We start from the raw sequence: 20,434 nt of genomic DNA, 5'->3' as shown, positions 1-20,434 counted from the left end.
TCACCACCGCCAAGGGGCCAAACTCGGGCCTGCCCAACGCCAGCCAGAAGCCTGGCACCTGTTCATGCTTCGCCGGCTCGACATAGGTGATCACGGGCGATACCGCATCCGGCTTGTCGTGATACACCCGCAACTCGCTACCGTGCACCATTAACCCCTGGTCGGTTAACGCCTGAGCAAAAATGGTCAGGCCATTACCACTGCGTTCGGCGAGAGAACTGTCGGTATTGATGATCAGCAGATCAAACGGTGGCCGTGCTTGAAATGGCCCGACTAACAAACCATCACAGCGATACGCCTTTGCACCGGCCGGTGGTGGTAATGCACCCCAGCCACATTCGGACGCAATGGCCGACGCGGCCCACATCTTGCGCGTGCTTGCAGCCAAGCGGGCGTTGTCGGGCACATCGATACCCAGACCGCGCAAATGGGCCGGGCTGACCACCCCATAGATATTTCCGCGTGCATCGTAGAACCGAGTCATGACCACGCCAGCCAGAGATTTTTCATCGATTCGTCCGCTCACTTATCGACCACCGGGACAGCAGCGTATTACAGAACGGTCGATCTGTGGGAGGTGGGCGCAAAGGCAGTAAGCCACTGCAAGAACCTGGGGTTCAGCCACTCCTGCAGGGAGTACACACCTTCCGGACCACCTCCTACAGGTTCGACCATTCCTACGTGGTTACCCGACGCCAAAGCGTTCCATTTTTTGTAAAAAAAAGCTCGCGATCTGCGTTTTTAATCCTGATCACAAAAGGAACCCAGCTCGCTCGACAGGGCCTGATGTGCAAGGATGTCGCGCCGGACATCGTTCGTTGAACGCCAAACCAAGGATTTTTCATGACTGCCATTCCCACCCCTGCCCCCGTGGTTCCCGGGCGGCTGGAGCAGATGTCGACCCGCATCGCTTTTTTTATCGCAGGCTTTGGTATCGCCGCCTGGGCGCCTTTGGTGCCGTACGCCAAGGCGCGTGCAAATCTGAATGAAGGCACCCTTGGCCTGCTGTTGTTGTGCCTGGGGGTGGGGTCGATCATCGCGATGCCCGCTGCGGGCGTGCTGGCATCTCGCTTTGGCTGCCGACGCGTGCTCACCGCAGGGACGCTGATGATCTGCCTGGCCCTGCCGATGCTGGCCACTGTCAGTTCGATCCCGCTGTTGATCGCGGGGTTATTCCTGTTTGGCGCGGGCCTGGGCACCGTGGACTCCACCGTCAACCTGCAAGCGGTGATCGTTGAGCGCGCCAGTGGCAAAACCATGATGTCGGGCTTTCACGGGTTGTTCAGCCTGGGGGGCATTGTCGGCGCAGCGGGGGTTGCGGGGTTGCTGGGGCTGGGCCTGTCGCCATTGCAGGCGACTCTGGTGGTCGTCGTTATCACGGTGGCGGCGCTGTTGAAAGCCGCACCGCATTTGTTGCCTTATGGCAGCAAAAGCTCGGGACCGGCATTTGCAGTGCCCCATGGCGTGGTGTTGTTTATCGGTTGCCTGTGTTTCATCGTATTCCTGGCTGAAGGTGCCGTGCTGGATTGGAGTGCTGTGTTCCTCAGCGCCGAGCGCGGCCTGGATGAGGCTTACGCCGGCCTGGGGTACGCGGCATTTGCCTTGACCATGACTGCTGGACGCCTGACCGGCGATGCCATTGTTCGACGCCTGGGGCCCACTCGCGTAATCGTGCTCGGTGGCGCGCTGGCCTGTGCCGGCTTGCTCCTCGCGACCCTATTGCCAGCGTGGGAAACGGCGCTGCTCGGCTACGCGCTGGTGGGTGCAGGGTGTTCGAATATCGTACCGGTACTGTATACCGCCGTGGGTAAGCAAACGGTGATGCCAGAGCATATTGCAGTGCCTGCCATCACCACATTGGGCTACGCCGGGATTCTCGCCGGCCCCGCCATGATTGGCTTTATCGCCCATGGCAGCAGCTTGAGTACTGCGTTCATCCTGATCGCGGTATTGCTGGCTGCAGTAGCCATCAGTGGAAAAATCCTCAAGGTATAAGTCCAAGCTTCAACGCGCTTTGCGAGCATCGTCCTGCTCCCGCCAACGTTCGAGGCTTTTGTTGCTGAGCCAACCGTCCTTGTGAGGCGGGCCAAACAGTCGTGTGCCATTGGCTCGCTGTAATGACGACAGCAAACCCGGACGGTCAAGAATATTCTTCGCTGTGTAGACACTGAGCTCGCTGTATTGGGACCTGGGCATGCCTGTAGACGTATCCAGCACAGGCGCGCCGTGTTGATCTACCTCATACGGGTCTTGCATTACCGACCGAAGCTTGGCTATTTCAACGTACTGATGCGTTTCAAAGAGATAGGTTCGATCCATGGTCTCGTCTCGCAGGTGCGCAAACTGGCTTTGCAGCGCTTGCACCACCTGTGCATTGCTTTGAGCATGAAACGGATCCTGGCTGAAAACACTTGGAGAGCTGTTGCCCTGCAAGGTCTGGGCAGCAGTACGGAGGCTGTCACGTGTGATATCGCCATCACGGCTGAAGATAGCGTCGCTTAGCCGAGGCCGTTTGAGAATTTCTCTGACGACCTGGATCGCGTTGTCCAACACCTCGTTTTCACCCGTCGGTTGAGCAGCGATCCGCTGCATGGACGTCCAAGTCAAGCGCCCGTCATTCAGGAACGGGTGCACCACGCCGAAGGATTTTTCCAAGGCCTTTGCCAACTGGCTATCCTTTGTAGTCGCACTCGGCAGGGAACCACTGGCCCGCTCAACAGGGGAGTTCTGCAAGTCTCGATAGCGCAGAGCGGATAAGGTCCCACGCAAGAGAAAGGGTTTGTGCGAGCCTCCAGCCGAGGGCGCGGACGGGGCTTCATACCAGGTTTCAGATTGGCAGACCGGTGGTGGAGTGGTTGATTGTGCGGCCAGCCTGTCGGGAGGAAGCGGCCGGCCGGAAGGTACTGCACCCTTAATTGTCATGGGTTTTCTCCAACTCTTTTCAGATGCATATCCGCTGGGTGGTCTGTGCCGTGATGGGCAAAATCAACGAATAGACTCTCCTCAGGCAGGTACCTCATGTGTGGTTGGATGGGCTCGACAGTTCCGAGTAAAAGGCTAATACCAATGACAATATGTAAAACCGTGGTCAACCACCCTCATCCAGCTTTCGCCTACGCCACCAGCCTGCCAGGCTGTTGATCAAGCCGGTGTCTTTCAATGAATCGCCACCGGCCCCCGGCGTCTGCAACTCCGCCAGCAGGCCCCGGGAAAAATCATCCGAAACGGGCGCCTGGAATTTGCGCTCGCCGGCATAAGCCTTCATGCGCCGCGCCTCGGCCTCATATTCGGTCGACTCAAAGGGAAGACTTTGCGACGCTGCGCACTCCTCTGGCATTGCCAGACTCGCTTGCTGGGTGTTGTGCAAAAGGTCGAGAGGGCCAGGTTTGGGGGAATTAAACGAGGTTGAAGTCATATGTTTCCCTCATTCGAAAGCTGAAAAAACGGCATGCCAAATCACTACCGCAGGTACCACCTATGTGGCAACCGGGAATAATTCGTTCCTTGAAACATATAAAACTGGCGCCACCTCAAAAAGGTGGCGCCGCAAGAGCGGTCAGCGGGACAACGAGTACAACCCTCTACGGCTGATCTTCCCATCGCCGTATTTACTGAAGTGGTTATCCATTTTTTCGAGCACGTCACTGCGCGTGAGTATTTCCTGGGATAACTGAATCAGATGGTCCTTGGCTGCATCGCCACTGAGCGGCTTGCGCGCCCACTCTTTCAGCTCGCTGATTTTCAGGCTTGAGCCCCCGCTCCTTTTCTTCAACTCGTCGAAATGATCAAGCAGCTCACCGGCCAGTTCCTTGTCAGTCTTGTACTTGAAGTAGTTTTCTCCTTTGATCACCATATTCAGTTTTTGCCGGTCGATAAGACCATCCAGGGCGCCGGTGGAACTGTGCCGATCCATCGCTGCCATCAGTTCCGGGCGTCGTAGCAGCTCATTGGCCAGGCGGATGTTCTCGTTCATGACGGGGTTAGGTGACCACCCTCTTTTCGCCATCGCAAGAATGCTGTCAACGCTGACGTAGCCAGGCTTCTTCGGGTCTCTGAAGGCATTGAAGCTGTCGAGCAGTTGTTGGGCCAACTCTTCGCGGTTCTTCAACGCGTACTGCGGATCCGGCCTGCCGGGGGCGGGCGGACACGGTCGACCTGCGGTGGGGTCCGGTCGTGGTGGAGGATTGCTCTCAATAGGATTCGGTCTGGGGGGCGGGTTGCTGCAACCTGGGTTCGGCCTTGGCGGCCGATGTTCACAATCAGGATGCGTGGGCGGCCGATGTCCGCTGAAGCAATGACCGACCCACTGCTTGAATTGGCTCAGCAAACTCTGCGCCCCCTGCGGGCTGTGGTGACGCCCATGCGCGTCAGCCGCGGTGGTCGGCACCTGAGGACTACCAAATACCGGCCCATCCTTGTTCTCCCTGGATTGGAAATTAACATGGGCAGCATTCTGGCCATTGAAAGAACGCGCAGCAGCAGCCTCGTTAGCGACTTTGATGTCGACCTTGGCCGGTGGAAGGTCAGACGTTGCTGAAGCAGAGACGGGTGTATCCAACATCGATACCGACATAAGTTTCTCCATGACAGTGGGCGATTTTCAGCTTGTCGCTCCAACGCAATGTCGAAGCCCATCAGCTTTCCCATGTGTGGTTTTGCGTCGGAATCAGTTCCTGATCCAGCAACAATATGTGATCAAGGTGTAGGAACGCTTGGATAGCGGCGATCTTCTAGCGATGTATGGGCGGTGCCCCTGGCCCCGGGCCAAAAAAAATCGCGACCTTTGAGATCGCGATTTTTCTTCATCGGCTAAAGCTCAAAACCCTACGCTTGCCTGTAGGAAGAACGTGCGAGGCTCACCCAGGTACAACCCTGCATTGTTGTCGCTAGAGCGTGTGTAATGCTGCTGGTCGAAGACATTCTTCACGCCCACGCCCAGTTTCAGGTTCGACAGTTGCGCGCCAAAGTCGTAGCCGCTGCGCAGGTTGACCGAGACATACCCGGGGATATCACCGTATTGGCCATCAGCAGAGCCTTGGGTGATATAGGTGGTGCCGGTGCCGGGCGCACGCTGGCCGGACTGGGCATAGACGTCCAGGTTGTGGGTCCAGTGGTTGACATCGTAACGCAGGCCCAGGGTCGCCACTTGGCGGGAATACAGTGGCAGGTCACGGCCCTTGAACGGTACATCACCTTCGGAGGTGGCCTTGGTGTAGGTGAAGCCCGCGTTGGCGGTCAGGCCGTCGAGGCGCGGGTCGAGGTTGGACAGGTCGTAATGGGCTGATGCTTCGATGCCGCTGTGCTTGGTGGCGCCGAGGTTGGTCCAGCCCACGTCATTGCTGACGTATTGCAGTTCATCCGAGAAGTCGATGTAGAACAGCGTCACTTCGCCGCCCCAGACGCTGTCGTTGTAGCGCGTACCGACCTCGTAGGTCTTGGCCTTTTCCGGGTTCAGGCCGTTGGCCGTCTGGTCGCCGGTACCGCCCTGGCCGAGTTGGAAATACTGCAGGCTGCCGAAGGAGGTTTCGTAGTTTGCGAACAGTTTCCAGGCGTCAGACACGTGGTACATCACGCTCAGCGCCGGCAGCGGTTCGTTGTTGTGGACCTCGCGGCGTTTTTCCTCGGTACGCTTGCCGTTCAGGGCAACGACCGGGCGGTCATGCCATTCGGTACGGATATCTTCAAAGCGAATGCCCGGGGTGATGGTCCATTTGCCAATATCGATTTTGTTATCGATATAGAAGGCGTTGGCTTCAGTGCCCCCCGTGCGGTCCTGATACACGTGACCGTCGCTCTGCCCGCCCGGCGTCGGTACGTTGTTGACCAGGTTCAGGCTGGTGGCCTCCTCGTGCATGCCTTCTTTGAGGTAGCGATAACCCACATTGACTTCCTGGGTACTGGGCCCCAGGTCAAACACATGGGACACACGCGGCTCGATGCCGAAGGTGTAGTAGGTGCGCGGGTAGGAGCTGAGGGTCTTGAGATCGCGGTTGGCAATGTTGCTGCCACGGAAACTGTCGGAATAGTAAGTCAGCACTTCGGCCTGGGTGCGGTCGTCGATCTGGCGGATGTACTTGAACGACACGTCCTTGCGGCGCCCGCTGAAGTTGTCCCAGTCACGCACCGATTGGTACGGGTTGGCATCGAACTGCTTCTGGGTCAGGCCGCCGGGCATATCGGCGCTGGCATCGTAATAGTGGAAGTTCAGCGAGAAATCGTCTTGATCGGTCGGCGCCCAGTGGGTTTTGAAGATCACATCATCGATGTCGTTGCCGTTGTTGCTGTTGCGGTAACCGTTACCGTTGACCCCGGAGTACAGCAGCGCGGCGCCGATACCGTTGTCGGCCGTGCCGCCGATAAAGGCATTCTCTACATGCTTCCAGCCACCGTGGGCAGACGTTTGCAGGGTGGTGCCGACTTCACCGGAGAAGTCTTGCGGGATCGCACGGGTCACGAAGTTGATCACGCCGCCGACGTTCTGTGGCCCATAACGCACTGAACCCGCACCGCGGACAACGTCGATACTTTCCAGGTTACCGGCAGAAATCGGCGCCATCGACAGCTGTGGCTGGCCATAGGGAGCGAACGCAGCCGGTACGCCGTCAATCAGCACGGTGGAGCGCGGTGACAGGCGCGAGGTCAGGCCGCGTACGCCGACGTTGAGGGAAATATCACTGCCGCCGGTGCCGTTGGATTCCTGCACTTGCACGCCAGGCACGCGGCGCAGGACGTCACCGATGTTCATCGCGCCCTGCTCTACCATGGCTTCGCGTCGAATGACGGTGCGTGCGCCGGGATGGTTCTGCACCACTTCGGCATCGGCGTCGGCAAGCCAGTCGCCCACCACCTTGATATCGGTGACCCCCAGTTCCAGCGGTGAGCCCGCTTCACCGGTGCCGCGGCTCACCGGACGCAAGGTCACGGAGCCGGCGTCAATCTGGTAATCCAGGCCACTGCCTTGCAGTAATTGCCGCAGGGCTTGTTCGGGCGAGAGGTTGCCATCGACCGCAGGAGCTTGCTTGCCGGCAACCATATCGGTGCTGAAGAACACTTGCAGCGAGGTCTGCTGGCCCAATTGGCTCAAGGCTGCGCCGAGGGATTGCGCACGAATGTGGATACCCTCGGCAGCCTGTGCGGTACTGATGGCAACGGCCAGGGCCAAGGGCGCCCAGCGGGAAATTTTATTGTTGTGGGGGGCAAGTTTTTTCACGTCGAACCTAGTCCTGTGATCGCAAGCATGCGCGGCCGTTAATGCAAACCAGTTGCAGTTGCAGGAGAAGACGAAGAACTCGAAAAAAACCTGAATGTCAGCGCGAAATAATTTCCTGGCTACCGTCCGGCAAAGTGCGCAAGGCGACCGGCAGGATGTGGGGCAAGGCCTTGAGCAAGGCATCGGTATCGCTGGAGTTGAAGACACTGCTCAAGCGCAGATTGCCCACCGCTGCCGTACCGACACGCAGCGGTTGCTCGCGGTAGCGCGACACTTCCCGCGCCACGTCGACCAGGGTGGCGTTGTTGAACACCAGTTTACCGTTGCGCCACGCGGTCAGTTCTTCAGGGTTCACCGCGTAGGCCGCCGCCACTTGGCCTTGGGGATCGACATGGGTGCCACGCCCGGCGGTGAGCGTGACGATGTGATCGGATGCCCGGCCCTGCACCTTGACCGTGCCGGCTTCGACCGCCACGCGGGTCTGGTCCGCCTCCCGACGTACATCAAAGCGCGTGCCGGTGACGGTCACCTGCCCTGCCCCGGCTGCGACCACAAACGGGCGCCCGGCGTCATGCTGCACGCTGAACATCGCCTCGCCCTGCTTGAGTTCCACGCCCCGACGGCCCTTTTCGTAGTGAACCGCGACCACGCTGCGGCTGTTGAGGTCCATCACGGAACCGTCGGGCAAGGTCACCTGACGATGCTCGCCTAACCGCGTGCTGAATTCGGCATTGTAGGGCTTTGGCTGCCCCAGCCCGCTGTACGCACCCAGGCCCACTGCAACGGCGACCACACTGGCGGCCACGGCATAACGCAGCAGCGCACGCCGTCCAAGGCGCTCGGTCGGCGCATCGCCCAGCGCCTGCAAGCGGGCCTTGGGCAGCAAATCCGTCGCACTCCATAGCCCTTGCAGCACATCGATTTCGTACTGATGCGCGGGCTGCGACCTGCGCCAGGCATCGAAACATTGACGTTCCTGGGCGCTCAATGGGCCGTCTTGCAGGCGTACAAACCACTGCGCGGCCTCATCACGGACACGGTTATCCATCGTGGAAGATCCTGTTTCAAAGCCGGTCATGGCGCGCTCGCATCCAGACGATCACGCAGATGCCGCAGGGTGCGGATCATATACTTTTCCACCATGTTTTTAGACAGCCCCAGGCGTGTGGCGATTTCCTGCTGGGTGAGCCCTTCGATCTTTTGCCAGATGAAAATCCTGCGACAGTTGAGCGGCAACTCGGCCAGCGCCCGCTCGATGGCGTCGGCCAACTGGATGGCATGCATGTAATGCTCCGGGTCGCTACTGTGAGGCGTGCTGTGATCAGCCGCCTGCAACGTCAACGCCTCGCGGCGGTCTTCGCGGCGGTAGGCATCCACCGCAATATTGCGCGCGGTTTGATGCAGGTAAGCGCGCGGTTGCGCCACCTCGCAGGCAGCGGACTCAAGCACCCGCACGAAGGTGTCGTGCGCCAGGTCTTCGGCTTGCTGACGGTTTCTCAGGCGGCGCGTCCAGGTGCCGATCAACTCTTCGTAGTGCTCGAAAAAGCCTGTTCTGCGGGGCGGCTGAGGAGTCATCGCGAGAGCACTGGGGAGGCGGGGCGTGAATAGTAATGCTTCCTATTAAGCAGGGCAATTGCAGCTCATCGCCCCCCACTATTTGTTTGAAATGATCTCACTCATGTATTGATGCAAATCGCGAAAGTCTTTAACGCTCCAGGCATGTGGCGCGATCTTTACGCCATTGTCTTGCAGCGTCTTGGGGATCAGGTTGCCATTGGGGCGAAGGATGACCGAGGAGACGATAACGCCCGGATAATCATGGAATCGTTTCTTGAAGGTGGCAGTTGTCAGGTCGGGGGTTGGCGGATTACTTTTTTTTGCCAATGGCCCCGTGCCTTTGATATCGGGCCCGTGGCACACAGCACAGCGCTGTAGATACAGCGCTTTACCATTGCTGTTTTCCGCGACGCACAAGGCTGTCTGAGCCAGTGATAAAGCGGCCACTACGCCGCTGAGTAATAGTTTCATCCATCGGGTATCGGCCCACGCATGCATTCCATCGCTTCCTGTATTGCCCTTTGTTTTCAGCATCATACGATAAAGTCGCGCTTTGCCCGAGTTGGGCGTAAGCGCCAGGGGGTGAACTTCCGCTCCCAGCCGCCAGTCAGCAAGAAGGACTCTCATAAAACGGTGGGTGGGCGATGCAGATTTCCTTGCAGCAACAAGTGGCCCTGGTCACCGGGGCCAGTTCCGGCATTGGCGCGGGCGCGGCCAAAGCCCTGGCCGCGGCAGGCGCGGCGGTAGTGCTTAACTACAACTCCCAGGCGGCACCGACTGAGGCCCTCGCCGCGCAGATCAATGCCAACGGCGGCCGAGCGCTTGCGATTGGCGGCGATGTGTCCAAGGAGGCCGATGTCGAACGCCTGTTCGAGCAAACCCTCGACGCCTTCGGCCATCTGGATATTCTGGTGGCCAACTCCGGCCTGCAAAAAGACGCCAATCTGGTCGATATGACCCTTGAGGATTGGAACACGGTGATTGGCGTCAACCTCACCGGGCAGTTCCTCTGCGCGCGCGCGGCGGTGCGTATCTTCAATCGCCAGGGTATTCGCGAAGGTGTGTCACGGGCCGCCGGCAAAATCATCCATATGAGTTCGGTGCATCAAGTCATCCCCTGGGCCGGACATGTGAATTACGCCGCGTCCAAGGGCGGCGTGGAGATGCTGATGCGCACCCTCGCCCAGGAAGTCAGCGAACAGCGCATCCGTATCAACGGCATTGCGCCTGGGGCGATTCGCACGGCGATCAACCGCGCAGCCACTGAAGGCGCTGCAGAAAAAGAGCTGCTCAAATTGATTCCTTATGGCCGCGTCGGTGATGTGGAAGATGTGGCCAATGCGGTGGTTTGGCTGGCCAGCGATGCCTCTGATTATGTGGTTGGCAGCACCTTGTTCATCGATGGCGGTATGAGCCTCTACCCGGAGTTCCGTGGCAATGGTTGATTTCAAGAACGAACCTCAAAGCGCCATTGATGCCCACGGGATCATTGGCGACATGCGCAGCGCGGCACTGGTGAACGACCGCGGCAGCATCGACTTCTTCTGCTGGCCGGAATTCGACAGCCCTTCGGTGTTTTGCGCACTGCTCGACACGCCCGAGGCCGGCACGTTCCAGCTTACCCCGGACCTACCCAACGCCCGCCGCGAGCAGATCTACCTGCCCGACACCAATGTGCTGCAGACTCGCTGGCTGAGCGATGAAGCGGTGGTGGAGATCACCGACCTGCTGACCGTCAGCGAAAACGTCGATGAACTGCCCTTGCTGATCAGGCGGGTACGGGTGGTCAGTGGCAAGGCGACTATCCACCTGAGCTGCACCGTGCGCCACGACTATGCCCGGGCCCCCACCGAGGCGAATGCCGAGGCTGCCAGCGTGGTGTTCACCGCCAGCGGCCAGCCCGGCCTGCGCCTGATTGGCAGCCAGCCGCTGACCCTCCAAGGCAACACCGCCATCGCCACCTTTACCCTCGCCCAGGATGAAGGCGCCGAATTTGTCCTCGGTGGCCAGGAGGATGCGCGCGTCACCAACGACTGTACCGACCTCTACCTGGAGCGCACCTTGAAGTTCTGGCGCGGTTGGATCAGCCAGTCCAACTATCGCGGGCGCTGGCGCGAGATGGTCAACCGCTCGGCCCTGGCGCTGAAACTCCTGACCTCGCGCAAACACGGCGCCATCATCGCCGCGGCCACGTTCGGGCTGCCGGAAACGCCCGGCGGCGAACGCAACTGGGACTACCGCTATACCTGGATCCGCGATGCCTCGTTCACCGTCTATGCGTTCATGCGCCTGGGTTTCGTCGAGGAAGCCAACGCCTATATGCGCTGGCTCAGGGGCCGGGTCAGCGACTGCTGCGGCCAGCCGACCAAGATCAACATCCTGTACGGCATCGACGGTCGCCAGGAACTGCCGGAAACCACCCTCGACCACTTGAGCGGCCACGGCGGCGCCCAGCCGGTGCGGGTGGGCAACGAAGCGTTCGACCAGATCCAGCTGGATATCTACGGCGAACTGATGGACGCGGTTTATCTGGTCAACAAGTACGGCGAAGCCATCTCCCACCAAGGCTGGAAACACACGGTGGAAGTGGTCGACCAAGTGTGTGAGATCTGGAACCACAAAGACGTGGGCATCTGGGAAATGCGCGGTGAGCAGCACCACTTCCTGCACTCACGCCTGATGTGCTGGGTGGCCCTGGACCGTGCCATTCGCCTGGCCTCCAAACGTTCGCTGCCGGCCCCGTTCGCACGCTGGGACCAGACGCGCCAGGCGATCTACGCCGACATCTGGACTAACTTCTGGAACGAAGAACGCGGGCATTTTGTGCAGCATACCGGCAGCACCGCCCTCGACGGCTCGATGCTGTTGATGCCGCTGGTGCGCTTTGTCGCCGCCACGGACCCGCGCTGGCTATCGACACTGGAAGCGATCCAGAAGAGCCTGGTGCGCGACGGCATGGTCTACCGCTACCGCAATGACGATAGCCAGATCGATGGGCTGCAAGGCGTCGAAGGCGCGTTTGCCGCCTGTTCGTTCTGGTACGTCGAATGCCTGGCGCGCGCCGGGCAAGTTGAAAAGGCCCATCTGGAATTCGAACAGTTGCTGCGTTACGCCAACCCGCTGGGGTTGTACGCCGAAGAGTTCGACAGCCAGGCCCGGCACCTGGGCAACACGCCCCAGGCCTTGAGCCACTTGGCATTGATCAGTGCGGCAACGTTCCTGGACCGCAAACTCAGCGGGGAGAAAACCGTATGGCAACCGTAACGTCCCCCGCCCCGCTGCTGTATGTGCGCACAACCCTGCTTGATGTGGCTTACGAAACCCACGGCCCCATCGATGGCGAACCGGTGATCCTGTTGCATGGCTTCCCCTACGACCCACGGGGCTACGACGACATCGCGCCGGTGCTGGCTGAACGTGGTTATCGGGTATTGGTCCCGTATTTACGCGGTTATGGCCCGACGCGATTTATCAACACGCAAGTGATGCGCTCTGGCCAACAGGCAGCGCTGGCCAAGGACTTGCTCGACTTCATGGATGCATTGTCGATCCCGCAAGCCACCCTCGCCGGCTTTGACTGGGGTGGGCGCGCCGCCTGTATTGTCGCGGCGCTATGGCCGCAGCGGGTGCGCGGCCTGGTGACCGGCGATGGCTACAACATCCAGGCCATCAGCCAGTCGCTCAAGCCCAGGCCACCTGAGACAGAGCACCGGCTCTGGTATCAGTACTACTTTCACACCCAGCGCGGGGTCGACGGCTTGACGGCCAACCGGCGTGAACTCTGCCAATTGCTCTGGACGCTGTGGTCACCGTCCTGGGCCGAAGGGCCAAGCCGCTACGCCCTGACCGCGCCGTCGTTTGATAACCCGGATTTTGTCGAGGTGGTGATTCACTCCTATCGCCATCGCTTCATGTATGCGCCGGGTGATCCCGCGCTGGAATACATCGAGCAGGCGCTGGAGCCGCAACCGCCGATATCAGTACCGAGCATTTCGCTGTGCGGGGCCGACGATGGCGTGGGCCCACCGTCGCTGGAGGATGATGACGTGGAGCACTTCAGCGGTTTTTATCGCCGCCAGGTGTTGCCCGGCGTGGGTCATAACGTTTTCCAGGAAGCGCCTCAGGTCACGCTTCAAGCTTTGCTGGAACTACTGGAGCGGTGAAAAACGCTCTCGATAAGCCTGGGGCGTCACCGACAAAGCCCTTAGAAAGCTGCGGCGCAAAGTCTCTTCACAGCCAAAACCGCATTGCCTGGCGATACGCTTGATGGAGGTTGTGCTATCTGCCAGTTGCCGGCGTGCGTTTTCGACGCGAATCAGTTCCACAGCCCGCGCCGGGGTTTGGCCAGTCTCGGTGCGGTAGTGGCGTACAAAGCTGCGCTCGCTCATGCCAGCCTGGGCCGCCAGGGTGGCGATGCTCAGATCCAGCGTCAGGTGATCGGCTATCCAGGCATGCAGCTCGGCAAAACGGCTGTCGCTCTTTTGCAGGGATAACGTCACGCTGAATTGCGACTGACCGCCAGGGCGCTTGAGGAACACCACCAAGTGGCGCGCCACCTCCAGGGCAATCTCACGCCCCAGGTCATCCTCTACCAGGGCCAGGCACAGGTCGATCCCGGCGGTCACACCAGCAGACGTCCACACCGCACCTTGCTGGATGAAAATCGGATTGGCCTCCACCGTGAGCGCAGGGAACTTGCGCGCCAGTTCTTCACAGCGCGTCCAGTGCGTGGCCACGCGGCAGCCATCGAGCAAACCACTGGCGGCCAGCAGAAAAGCCCCGGTGCAAACCGAAGCCATGCGCCGGGTGTAATGGGATTTATCGCGCACCCACTGCACCAGCGCCGGGTCCTCGGCAGCGCCGTACACGCCCCAGCCACCGGCGATCACCAGGGTGTCGCAGGGCTGGTCAATGGCGGGCAGCGGCTCAGCCAGCAGCGCCAGGCCGGAGGACGTCATCACCGGCTCAGCCTGAGCGGCGATGACGTTGACCGCGTAGGGCAATGGCAAATCATGCTGGCGCGCCAAATCGTTAGCCGATGCGAATACCTGTAGAGGCCCGGTGACATCGAGTACCTGGGCATTCTCAAACGCGAGTACATGAATAATTTTAGGCATGATTGGCGAGATTAGTGGGCTCAATGGCGTATTCGCCAAAGCCTAGGCTTCTACAGTGAGCACGTCCATTCCTTTTCGGAGCTTGAATCATGACCTTGCAGATCGGCTTTCTGTTGTTCCCCGGCATCCAGCAACTGGACCTTACCGGCCCCTATGATGTCCTCGGTTCGCTGCCAGACGTGAAGCTGCACCTGGTGTGGAAAGACCTCGCGCCGATCACCTCCAGCACTGGCCTGGTGTTCACGCCGACCATGACCTACGCCGACTGCCCGAACCTGGATGTGCTTTGCGTACCCGGCGGCGCCGGTGTGGGCCCATTGATGGAAGACCCGCAAACCCTGGACTTCCTCAAGGCCCAGGCCCAGACAGTGCGCTACATGACCTCGGTGTGCACCGGCTCACTGGTACTGGGCGCGGCAGGGTTGCTGCGCGGTCGCAAGGCCACCACCCATTGGGCCTACCACCACCTGCTCGCCCCGCTCGGTGCCATCCCCGTACAGGAACGTGTGGTGCGTGATGGCAACCTGTTTACCGGCGGCGGGATCACCGCCGGCATCGATTTTGCCCTGACTTTGGCCGCGGAGTTGTACAGCGAAGCGGCGGCGCAACTGGTGCAACTGCAGATCGAATACGCGCCGGCCCCACCGTTTGACTCAGGCCGCCCGGAGACAGCGCCCCGGCATGTGCTGGAGGAAGCCAACAAGCGCACGGTGGAGTCACGCAAAGTGCGCGGGGAGATTGTTGCGCGGGCGGCTGCGCGGTTGGGGTGAATTTGGATTTCTCACGTCCGGTCGCTGAATTTGCAGCGACTGGGAAGGTCCGTGGGAATGAACCGGTTTCAACGCTTGAACGTGAGGTAAGTCCTAGACCGCTGTACGAAACTCCTTTTGATTATTTCGGTGCTCAACGGCTGTCCAGTTGTAGCCGACAGTAATCACGATGCGAAGCGAGTCACTCTTGATCTTGGGCGCCCCGTTAAACCACGCTGGCCGAACGCAAGCGAGGTGCCGAGTGGCGGGGCAAGAGCGTTTTGCTTACTTTTGCGCTTTTTTTCAGAAGTGAGCCGCTGTCAGAGCGGAACCCTAGGTGGCCGTTACCGCAGGAATGGATATGTACACGGTATAGCTGTGTCGACTGTCAGGCCGCCTTCGCGAGCAAGCCCGCTCCCACAATTGGATCGTGGGGTGTCAGGTAGAGAGGCGTCGGCTGTCAGGCCATCATCGCAGGCAAGCCAGCTCCCACATTTGGATTGTGGGGTGTCAGGTAGATGAGCATCGGCTGTCGGGCCGTCACGGGAGCAAGCTCCCTCGCCACAAAGAAACTTGCTTGGCTTCCCGCGTGGCTTCAGGCAGGACGTGACATCACCGCCAAGCGCACAGCCAACGCCATCAGCACGGCCGCCAAGCCCCATTTCTGCAGCCAGGCGCTTTTTGTGCGTTTGGCGAAAAAGCGGCTGAGCGCTCCGCCAAACAGGCCCAACAATACATGAAACACGCTCGCGATCAACGTCAACACACCGCCCAGCACCATCAGTTGCAAGGCGATAGGCCCCGCCTCGGGCCGCACAAACTGTGGCAGGAACACCATGAAAAACAACAACGCCTTGGGGTTGAGCAAGCTGTTGAGCATGGCCTGCAGAAACACTCGGCCCAACGCCACGCGGCCGACGTGAGCGGTGCCCAGGCCGGGGCGTTTCTGCAAGGTTTTGAAGACCAGCCACAGCAGGTAAATCACGCCGGCATAACGGATCAGATCGAATGCCGGTGGCCAACTGGCGACCAACGCCGTCACCCCCATGGCGGTCAACGCTGTCAGCAACAGGTCGGCCACGCCAATGCCCAGGGCCGAGGCCACGCCGCCGCGCCAGCCATGGGTGACGCCCTGACTGATGACAAACGCCATGTTCGGCCCCGGTGACAGCAGCAACAGCAACACAGCGCCGGAAAAAACGCCGAGTGTGACGAGGCTGATCATGGTTGAACCGTCCGCTGGAAAAAATCCAGATTAATCGGCGTTTGCAGGCCCTACAAAAAATTGTGCTGGATACATTGCTCACGCAGCGAACCGAGTGATTGCTGAATGCCACGACCAACGTCTAGAATGCGAAACATTATCAATTAAGCCTGCTGCGCCAGGATGACCATGTCGAGCGATCACCCACTGGACCCTGCTGCCATCGGCCAGCTTTACCAAGCCCACCATTCCTGGCTGCGCGGCTGGTTGAGCCGGCGCACGGGCTGCCATGAGCGCGCCGCTGACCTCGCGCAGGACACCTTCGTGCGCCTGCTCAACGCGCGTCAGCAACAGACTTTGCAGCAGCCGCGCGCGTATCTGAGCAGCATCGCGCGCAGCTTGATGATCGACCAATACCGGCGCCGCGAACTGGAACGCGCCTACCTGGAGAGCCTGGCGCACTTCCCGCAAGTAGAGGTGCCGAGCGAAGAAACAAAGCGGCTGATCCTCGACAGCCTGGAGCGCATTGACCGTTTGCTCGACCAGCTCAAGCCGCGGGTACGCGAGGCGTTCCTGTTGGCCCAGTTGGACGGCCTGACCTGCCCGCAGATCGCCTTGCGCCTGGGCGTGTCCAAGGCCACGGTGGAACGCGATCTGTCCAAGGCGCTGCACGCCTGTTACCGGTTGCGCTATGCCGACTCCTGACTCGCGCCTGGTCGACCAGGCCATCCAGTGGATGATCAAGCTGCGCTACAACACCGCCGACGACGCCAGCACCGCGGCCTTTGACCAGTGGCTGCACACCAGCGAGGCGCATCAACAGGCCTGGCAACGGGTCGCCACCCTGAATGACGATTTCAACCACTTGCCGGCGCATGTCAGTCGCCATGCACTCGACGGCGCACGCCAGCACATCAGCCGTCGTGAAAGCCTGAAACTGCTCGGGCTGTTTGCCGGCGCCGCAGGTTTAGCCTGGCTGGGCCGCGACTACACGCCCCTGCCCGCCTTGATGGCGGACTACCGCACTGCCACTGGCGAGCGGCGCTGGGTAACATTGGAGGATGGCAGCAAAGTCCAGCTCAACAGCGCCAGTGCCGTCGACATTACCTCCAGCGCCGAACAACGGCTGGTGAACCTGCGCCAGGGTGAAATATTGATCAATACCGGCGCCGACCACCGCCCGCTATGGGTGCATACCCGCGACGGTTACCTGCGCGCCCTCGGCACGCGCTTGCTGGTGCGCGAAGAACCCCAAGGCACCCTGCTGGCCGTGCAACAGGGTGCGGTGGCGGTGTTTGCCGATCGCCATGACAGCGCCGCACGCCAGGTGATCAAGCCCGGGGAACAGGTGATGTTCAACCGCAGCGGCATTCGCCCTTCCCCCAACAACGGCCTGGACCCCTGGGCCTGGAGTGACGGCGTGATCAGCGCCCACAACATGCGCCTGGACGACTTCCTGGCCGAGCTGGGCCGCTATCGCAATGGGTTGGTGCGTTGCAGCGAAGCCGTGGCAGGGTTGCGGGTTTCGGGCACTTACCAACTGGACGACACCGACCAGGTGCTCAAGTTGGTGGCTCAATCGCTAGCGATTGATGTGACCTACCGCAGCCGCTACTGGGTGACAGTCTCCGCTCGGGTATGACCGGCCAAAAATAAATGAGGTGAATTCTCATTGCCATTCGACCTGTAAGGAAAGGCCGATCAACAGGCTGGTTTGTCCACTTCCTTCAGGAGCATCCCGCGGTCATGCAAGCGTTCCCCTCACTGCGTTTACCTCTCAGGCACGCCATCAAGGCGACCCTCCTCGGCGCGTGCCTGGCGGCCAGTACCCTGCCGTATAGCGCAGGTGCCCAGCCACCCGGCGGCGAACGCCAGGCGCGCAGTTGGAATATCGCCCCCGGCCCACTGGCCGGCGCCCTTGATCAATTTGCGCGGCAGGCCGGTATCAGCGTGTCGTATGACGCCGGCAGCGTAGCCGGCAAAAGCAGTGCTGGGCTGAGCGGCGCTCTGGAAACACAACAGGCCCTGAGCCGACTGCTTCAAGGCCAGGGCTTGCAAGCTCAAAGCCAGGGTCCGAACGCTTGGTTACTGTTGCCCCAACAGGCCGCCAACTCGACCCTGAACCTGGGCGCCACCACCATTACCGGCGAACGCCTGGGCGCTACTACCGAAGGCAGCGGCTCCTACACCACCGGCGCGGTGACCATCGGCAAGGGCGAACACAGCCTGCGACAAACGCCGCAATCGGTGAGCGTGATGACCCGCAAACTCATGGATGACCAGAACATCACCACCATCGACCAATTGCTGGAGCGCACCCCGGGGATCACCAGCTACGAATCGCCCATGGGCGGCAAGTATTTCTACTCCCGGGGCTTCAAGATGCTCGGCCAGTACCAGTTCGATGGAGTACCGCTGGACATTGGCAAGGACTACATACAAGCCGACAGTTTCAGCGCGAACATGGCGATCTATGATCGGGTAGAAGTCCTCAAAGGCGCTGCTGGCATGCTCAAGGGTGCCGGCACGGCCAGTGGTGCGGTGAACTTCGTGCGCAAGCGGCCCCAGGACAAGCCCACCACCAGCCTTGGCCTGTCGGCGGGCACCTGGGATAACTACCACGCCGAGTTCGACACCGGCGGCCCGTTGAACGACAGCGGCACGGTGCGTGGCCGTGCATCGGTCAGCCAACAGAATCGAGGCTCCTACATGGACCTTGCAAAGCGCCAGGACCAGGCGTTTTACGCGGCCCTGGACATGGATATCAGCCCTGACACCACTTTAGGCTTCGGTGCCAGCTATGAGGATGTCGATTCCACGCCGTGCTGGAGTGGCCTGCCGCGTTACCGCGACGGCAAAAGCCTCGGTCTGAGCCGCTCCACCTGCCTGGGCCAAGCCTGGAACGACTGGCAAAGCCAGCGCACCACGCTGTTCGCCGATGTGACTCACCACTTCAATGACGCCTGGAAACTCAAAGTCAGCGCCGTACACAGCCGCAACCTGCAAGACATCAAATACGCTGCCAGCGAAAGCACCGTGGACTATGGCAACCCGGCCCCCACACTCACCAGCTACGCAGCATTGCTGGACTACGACCACAAAGACTACGGCCTGGATGCCTATATCGATGGTCAATTTGAAGCCTTTGGCCTGCAACATGAGTTGATCCTCGGCGCCAATGGCAGTCGTGGTACCCAAGACGATGTCTATGCGATCCGCAACCTGCCCCAGCGCCAAAGCGTTTTCAACCCCAATCACCACTTCCCGGAACCTGCCGACGATACCTTCTGGCCCAACATGTACCGTGGCGGCACCGTCAACGAAACCGCCACCCAATACGGCGCTTACGCCACCTTGCGCCTGCGTCTGGCCGAGCCTCTGATGCTGGTTCTGGGCAGTCGCGTGAGCTGGTACGAAAACCGCCGCAAATCCCTGAACCTGGCGTGGGGCGAGTGGGCCGACCAGGACGCACGCACCAAGGAAACCGGGGTGGTCACGCCGTTTGCCGCGTTGATCTATGACCTCAATGACAACCTCTCGGTGTACACCAGCTACGCCGATATCTTCCAGCCACAAAGCTCCTACGCCACGGTCAGCGGTTCGGCCCTCAAGCCGAAAATGGGGGAGAACTATGAGTTGGGCATCAAGGGCGAATGGTTTGACGGGCGCCTGAACAGCTCCCTGGCGGTGTTTCGCGCCATCGAAAAAAACGCCGCCCAAACCGATTTCGAGACCCGCTGCGGTAGCTCCTCCGACGGCTACTGCTACACCGACACGGGCAAAGTTCGCGCCCAGGGGGTCGAGGCCGAGCTGAGCGGCGAATTGCTTGAACGCCTGCAAGTGTTCGGCGGCTATACCTACACGCAAACCAAAAACCTGAAGAACATCGACAGCGCAGCCGAAGGCGCGGTGTCCAACACCTACGTACCACGGCATATGCTGCGCTTGTGGGGCGACTACCAGTTGGACGGTGCGCTCTCGAAATGGACAGTCGGCGCAGGGGTCAACGCCCAGAGCAGCAACTACCGCTTGCAAACCATCAAGCTGGAACAGGCCGGATATGCGTTGTGGAATGCGCGCCTGGCGTATCAGGTGGACGACACCTGGACGGTGGCGCTCAACGGCAACAACCTGTTCGATAAAAACTACTACCAGACCGTGGGTACAGCAGGCTGGGGTAATCTCTACGGGGAGCCGCGTAACCTTACGCTGAGCCTCAAAGGCAACTTCTAAGCGCTGCCCCTCTCCTCCACCAGAGCCGGTACGCCGGCCCTGGTTCGCTGTGCCCCTTCCTCATGCACCGCCATCAAAAAGCTTTTCGTCGCTGGCAGGCAAATCCCTACGTTTATTCCTACACTCCAAAAAGCCATCATCGATTCTCGATTATTCTGAAATACCCACCACACACGTCAACAAACCGTCATAACATGGAGACCTTGAGAGGAACATCAAATAAAAAGGACAAAAAGCCAAATCATTGACACAAATCCTCAAGGGAGCCACTATTTAGCCATCACCCAGTAAATGCCTGCGCGTAGACAGACATTACGGATTACCCAGCAACAGAAGTCGTTCGATTTGCACCACTTGTAAAGCA

The 20,434-nt window shown here is 60.2% G+C and carries 17 protein-coding genes and 1 pseudogene; 8 read left to right on the top strand and 10 right to left on the bottom strand.

Annotated features, from left to right (window positions below; genetic code table 11):
- Window positions 1–4: 4 nt before the first annotated feature.
- Window positions 5–484 (bottom strand): annotated as a pseudogene (locus tag CLM72_RS10465) (diaminopimelate epimerase); the annotation flags it as partial.
- A gap of 359 nt (window positions 485–843) precedes the next feature.
- Between CLM72_RS10465 and CLM72_RS10460 the strand changes: the two are divergent.
- Complete coding sequence (locus CLM72_RS10460; RefSeq protein ID WP_105226373.1) at window positions 844–1,995, top strand: MFS transporter; 1,152 nt, start codon at window positions 844–846, stop codon at window positions 1,993–1,995.
- 9 nt (window positions 1,996–2,004) lie between these two features.
- On the opposite strand, the gene CLM72_RS29050 is transcribed toward CLM72_RS10460, so the two are convergent.
- The 7 genes from CLM72_RS29050 to CLM72_RS10420 form a co-directional block, all read right to left on the bottom strand.
- On the bottom strand, window positions 2,005–2,667 hold the full coding sequence (locus tag CLM72_RS29050; RefSeq protein WP_233475384.1) for a type III secretion effector protein: 663 nt from the start codon (window positions 2,665–2,667) through the stop codon (window positions 2,005–2,007).
- A 421-nt stretch (window positions 2,668–3,088) separates the two neighbouring features.
- A complete protein-coding gene (locus tag CLM72_RS10450) occupies window positions 3,089–3,337 on the bottom strand; it encodes a type III secretion protein (RefSeq protein WP_229999849.1) in 249 nt (82 codons plus the stop codon).
- A 219-nt stretch (window positions 3,338–3,556) separates the two neighbouring features.
- Window positions 3,557–4,573, bottom strand: coding sequence for a type III secretion effector protein (locus CLM72_RS29045; RefSeq protein ID WP_177430928.1), 1,017 nt, complete (start codon window positions 4,571–4,573; stop codon window positions 3,557–3,559).
- Between the two features lie 243 nt (window positions 4,574–4,816).
- Entirely contained in the window at window positions 4,817–7,210 is a 2,394-nt protein-coding gene (locus CLM72_RS10435; protein ID WP_105226371.1) for a TonB-dependent receptor, read from the bottom strand.
- Between the two features lie 97 nt (window positions 7,211–7,307).
- Window positions 7,308–8,258 carry a FecR family protein gene (locus CLM72_RS10430; RefSeq protein WP_105226370.1) on the bottom strand — a complete coding sequence of 317 codons (951 nt, stop codon included), beginning with the start codon at window positions 8,256–8,258 and terminating at the stop codon, window positions 7,308–7,310.
- A 26-nt stretch (window positions 8,259–8,284) separates the two neighbouring features.
- Window positions 8,285–8,785 carry a sigma-70 family RNA polymerase sigma factor gene (locus CLM72_RS10425; protein ID WP_054898227.1) on the bottom strand — a complete coding sequence of 167 codons (501 nt, stop codon included), beginning with the start codon at window positions 8,783–8,785 and terminating at the stop codon, window positions 8,285–8,287.
- A gap of 78 nt (window positions 8,786–8,863) precedes the next feature.
- Window positions 8,864–9,265: a cytochrome c gene (locus CLM72_RS10420; RefSeq protein WP_105229111.1), complete on the bottom strand. Its 402-nt coding sequence runs from the start codon at window positions 9,263–9,265 to the stop codon at window positions 8,864–8,866.
- A 146-nt stretch (window positions 9,266–9,411) separates the two neighbouring features.
- Between CLM72_RS10420 and CLM72_RS10415 the strand changes: the two genes are divergently transcribed.
- Genes CLM72_RS10415 through CLM72_RS10405 form a run of 3 tightly spaced genes read left to right on the top strand, consistent with a single transcriptional unit; the run spans window position 9,412 to window position 12,930 of the window.
- Entirely contained in the window at window positions 9,412–10,212 is an 801-nt protein-coding gene (locus tag CLM72_RS10415; RefSeq protein ID WP_105226369.1) for a glucose 1-dehydrogenase, read from the top strand.
- Window positions 10,205–12,031 (top strand): glycoside hydrolase family 15 protein, encoded by a 1,827-nt coding sequence (locus CLM72_RS10410; RefSeq protein WP_105226368.1) that lies wholly within the window; start codon window positions 10,205–10,207, stop codon window positions 12,029–12,031. Before CLM72_RS10415 ends, CLM72_RS10410 begins: the two co-directional genes overlap by 8 nt.
- Window positions 12,019–12,930: an alpha/beta fold hydrolase gene (locus tag CLM72_RS10405; protein WP_105226367.1), complete on the top strand. Its 912-nt coding sequence runs from the start codon at window positions 12,019–12,021 to the stop codon at window positions 12,928–12,930. Before CLM72_RS10410 ends, CLM72_RS10405 begins: the two co-directional genes overlap by 13 nt.
- Here CLM72_RS10405 and CLM72_RS10400 read toward each other — a convergent pair.
- Window positions 12,916–13,884: a GlxA family transcriptional regulator gene (locus CLM72_RS10400; RefSeq protein ID WP_105226366.1), complete on the bottom strand. Its 969-nt coding sequence runs from the start codon at window positions 13,882–13,884 to the stop codon at window positions 12,916–12,918. The two genes, CLM72_RS10405 and CLM72_RS10400, sit on opposite strands and share 15 nt — an antisense overlap.
- Window positions 13,885–13,973: 89 nt before the next feature.
- On the opposite strand from CLM72_RS10400, the gene inhA reads away from it, so the two are divergent.
- Complete coding sequence (gene inhA, locus CLM72_RS10395) at window positions 13,974–14,654, top strand: isonitrile hydratase (RefSeq protein ID WP_034125827.1); 681 nt, start codon at window positions 13,974–13,976, stop codon at window positions 14,652–14,654.
- Window positions 14,655–15,228: 574 nt separating this feature from the next.
- Here the strand turns inward: inhA and CLM72_RS10390 are convergent.
- Window positions 15,229–15,858 carry a LysE family translocator gene (locus tag CLM72_RS10390; protein ID WP_105226365.1) on the bottom strand — a complete coding sequence of 210 codons (630 nt, stop codon included), beginning with the start codon at window positions 15,856–15,858 and terminating at the stop codon, window positions 15,229–15,231.
- Between the two features lie 168 nt (window positions 15,859–16,026).
- Between CLM72_RS10390 and CLM72_RS10385 the strand changes: the two genes are divergently transcribed.
- From CLM72_RS10385 to CLM72_RS10375, 3 genes are all read left to right on the top strand, one after another.
- Complete coding sequence (locus CLM72_RS10385; protein WP_034125829.1) at window positions 16,027–16,542, top strand: sigma-70 family RNA polymerase sigma factor; 516 nt, start codon at window positions 16,027–16,029, stop codon at window positions 16,540–16,542.
- Window positions 16,529–17,479: a FecR domain-containing protein gene (locus CLM72_RS10380; RefSeq protein ID WP_105226364.1), complete on the top strand. Its 951-nt coding sequence runs from the start codon at window positions 16,529–16,531 to the stop codon at window positions 17,477–17,479. The genes CLM72_RS10385 and CLM72_RS10380 overlap by 14 nt, the downstream gene beginning before the upstream one ends.
- Window positions 17,480–17,583: 104 nt before the next feature.
- Complete coding sequence (locus tag CLM72_RS10375; protein WP_105226363.1) at window positions 17,584–20,070, top strand: TonB-dependent receptor; 2,487 nt, start codon at window positions 17,584–17,586, stop codon at window positions 20,068–20,070.
- Window positions 20,071–20,434: the final 364 nt, after the last annotated feature.

The organism is Pseudomonas sp. MYb193 (genome assembly GCF_002966775.1).
Classification (GTDB): Bacteria; Pseudomonadota; Gammaproteobacteria; order Pseudomonadales; family Pseudomonadaceae; genus Aquipseudomonas; species Aquipseudomonas paracarnis.
The sequence above is the reverse complement of the archived record's forward strand: the minus strand, read 5'-3'. Positions and strand labels throughout refer to the sequence as shown.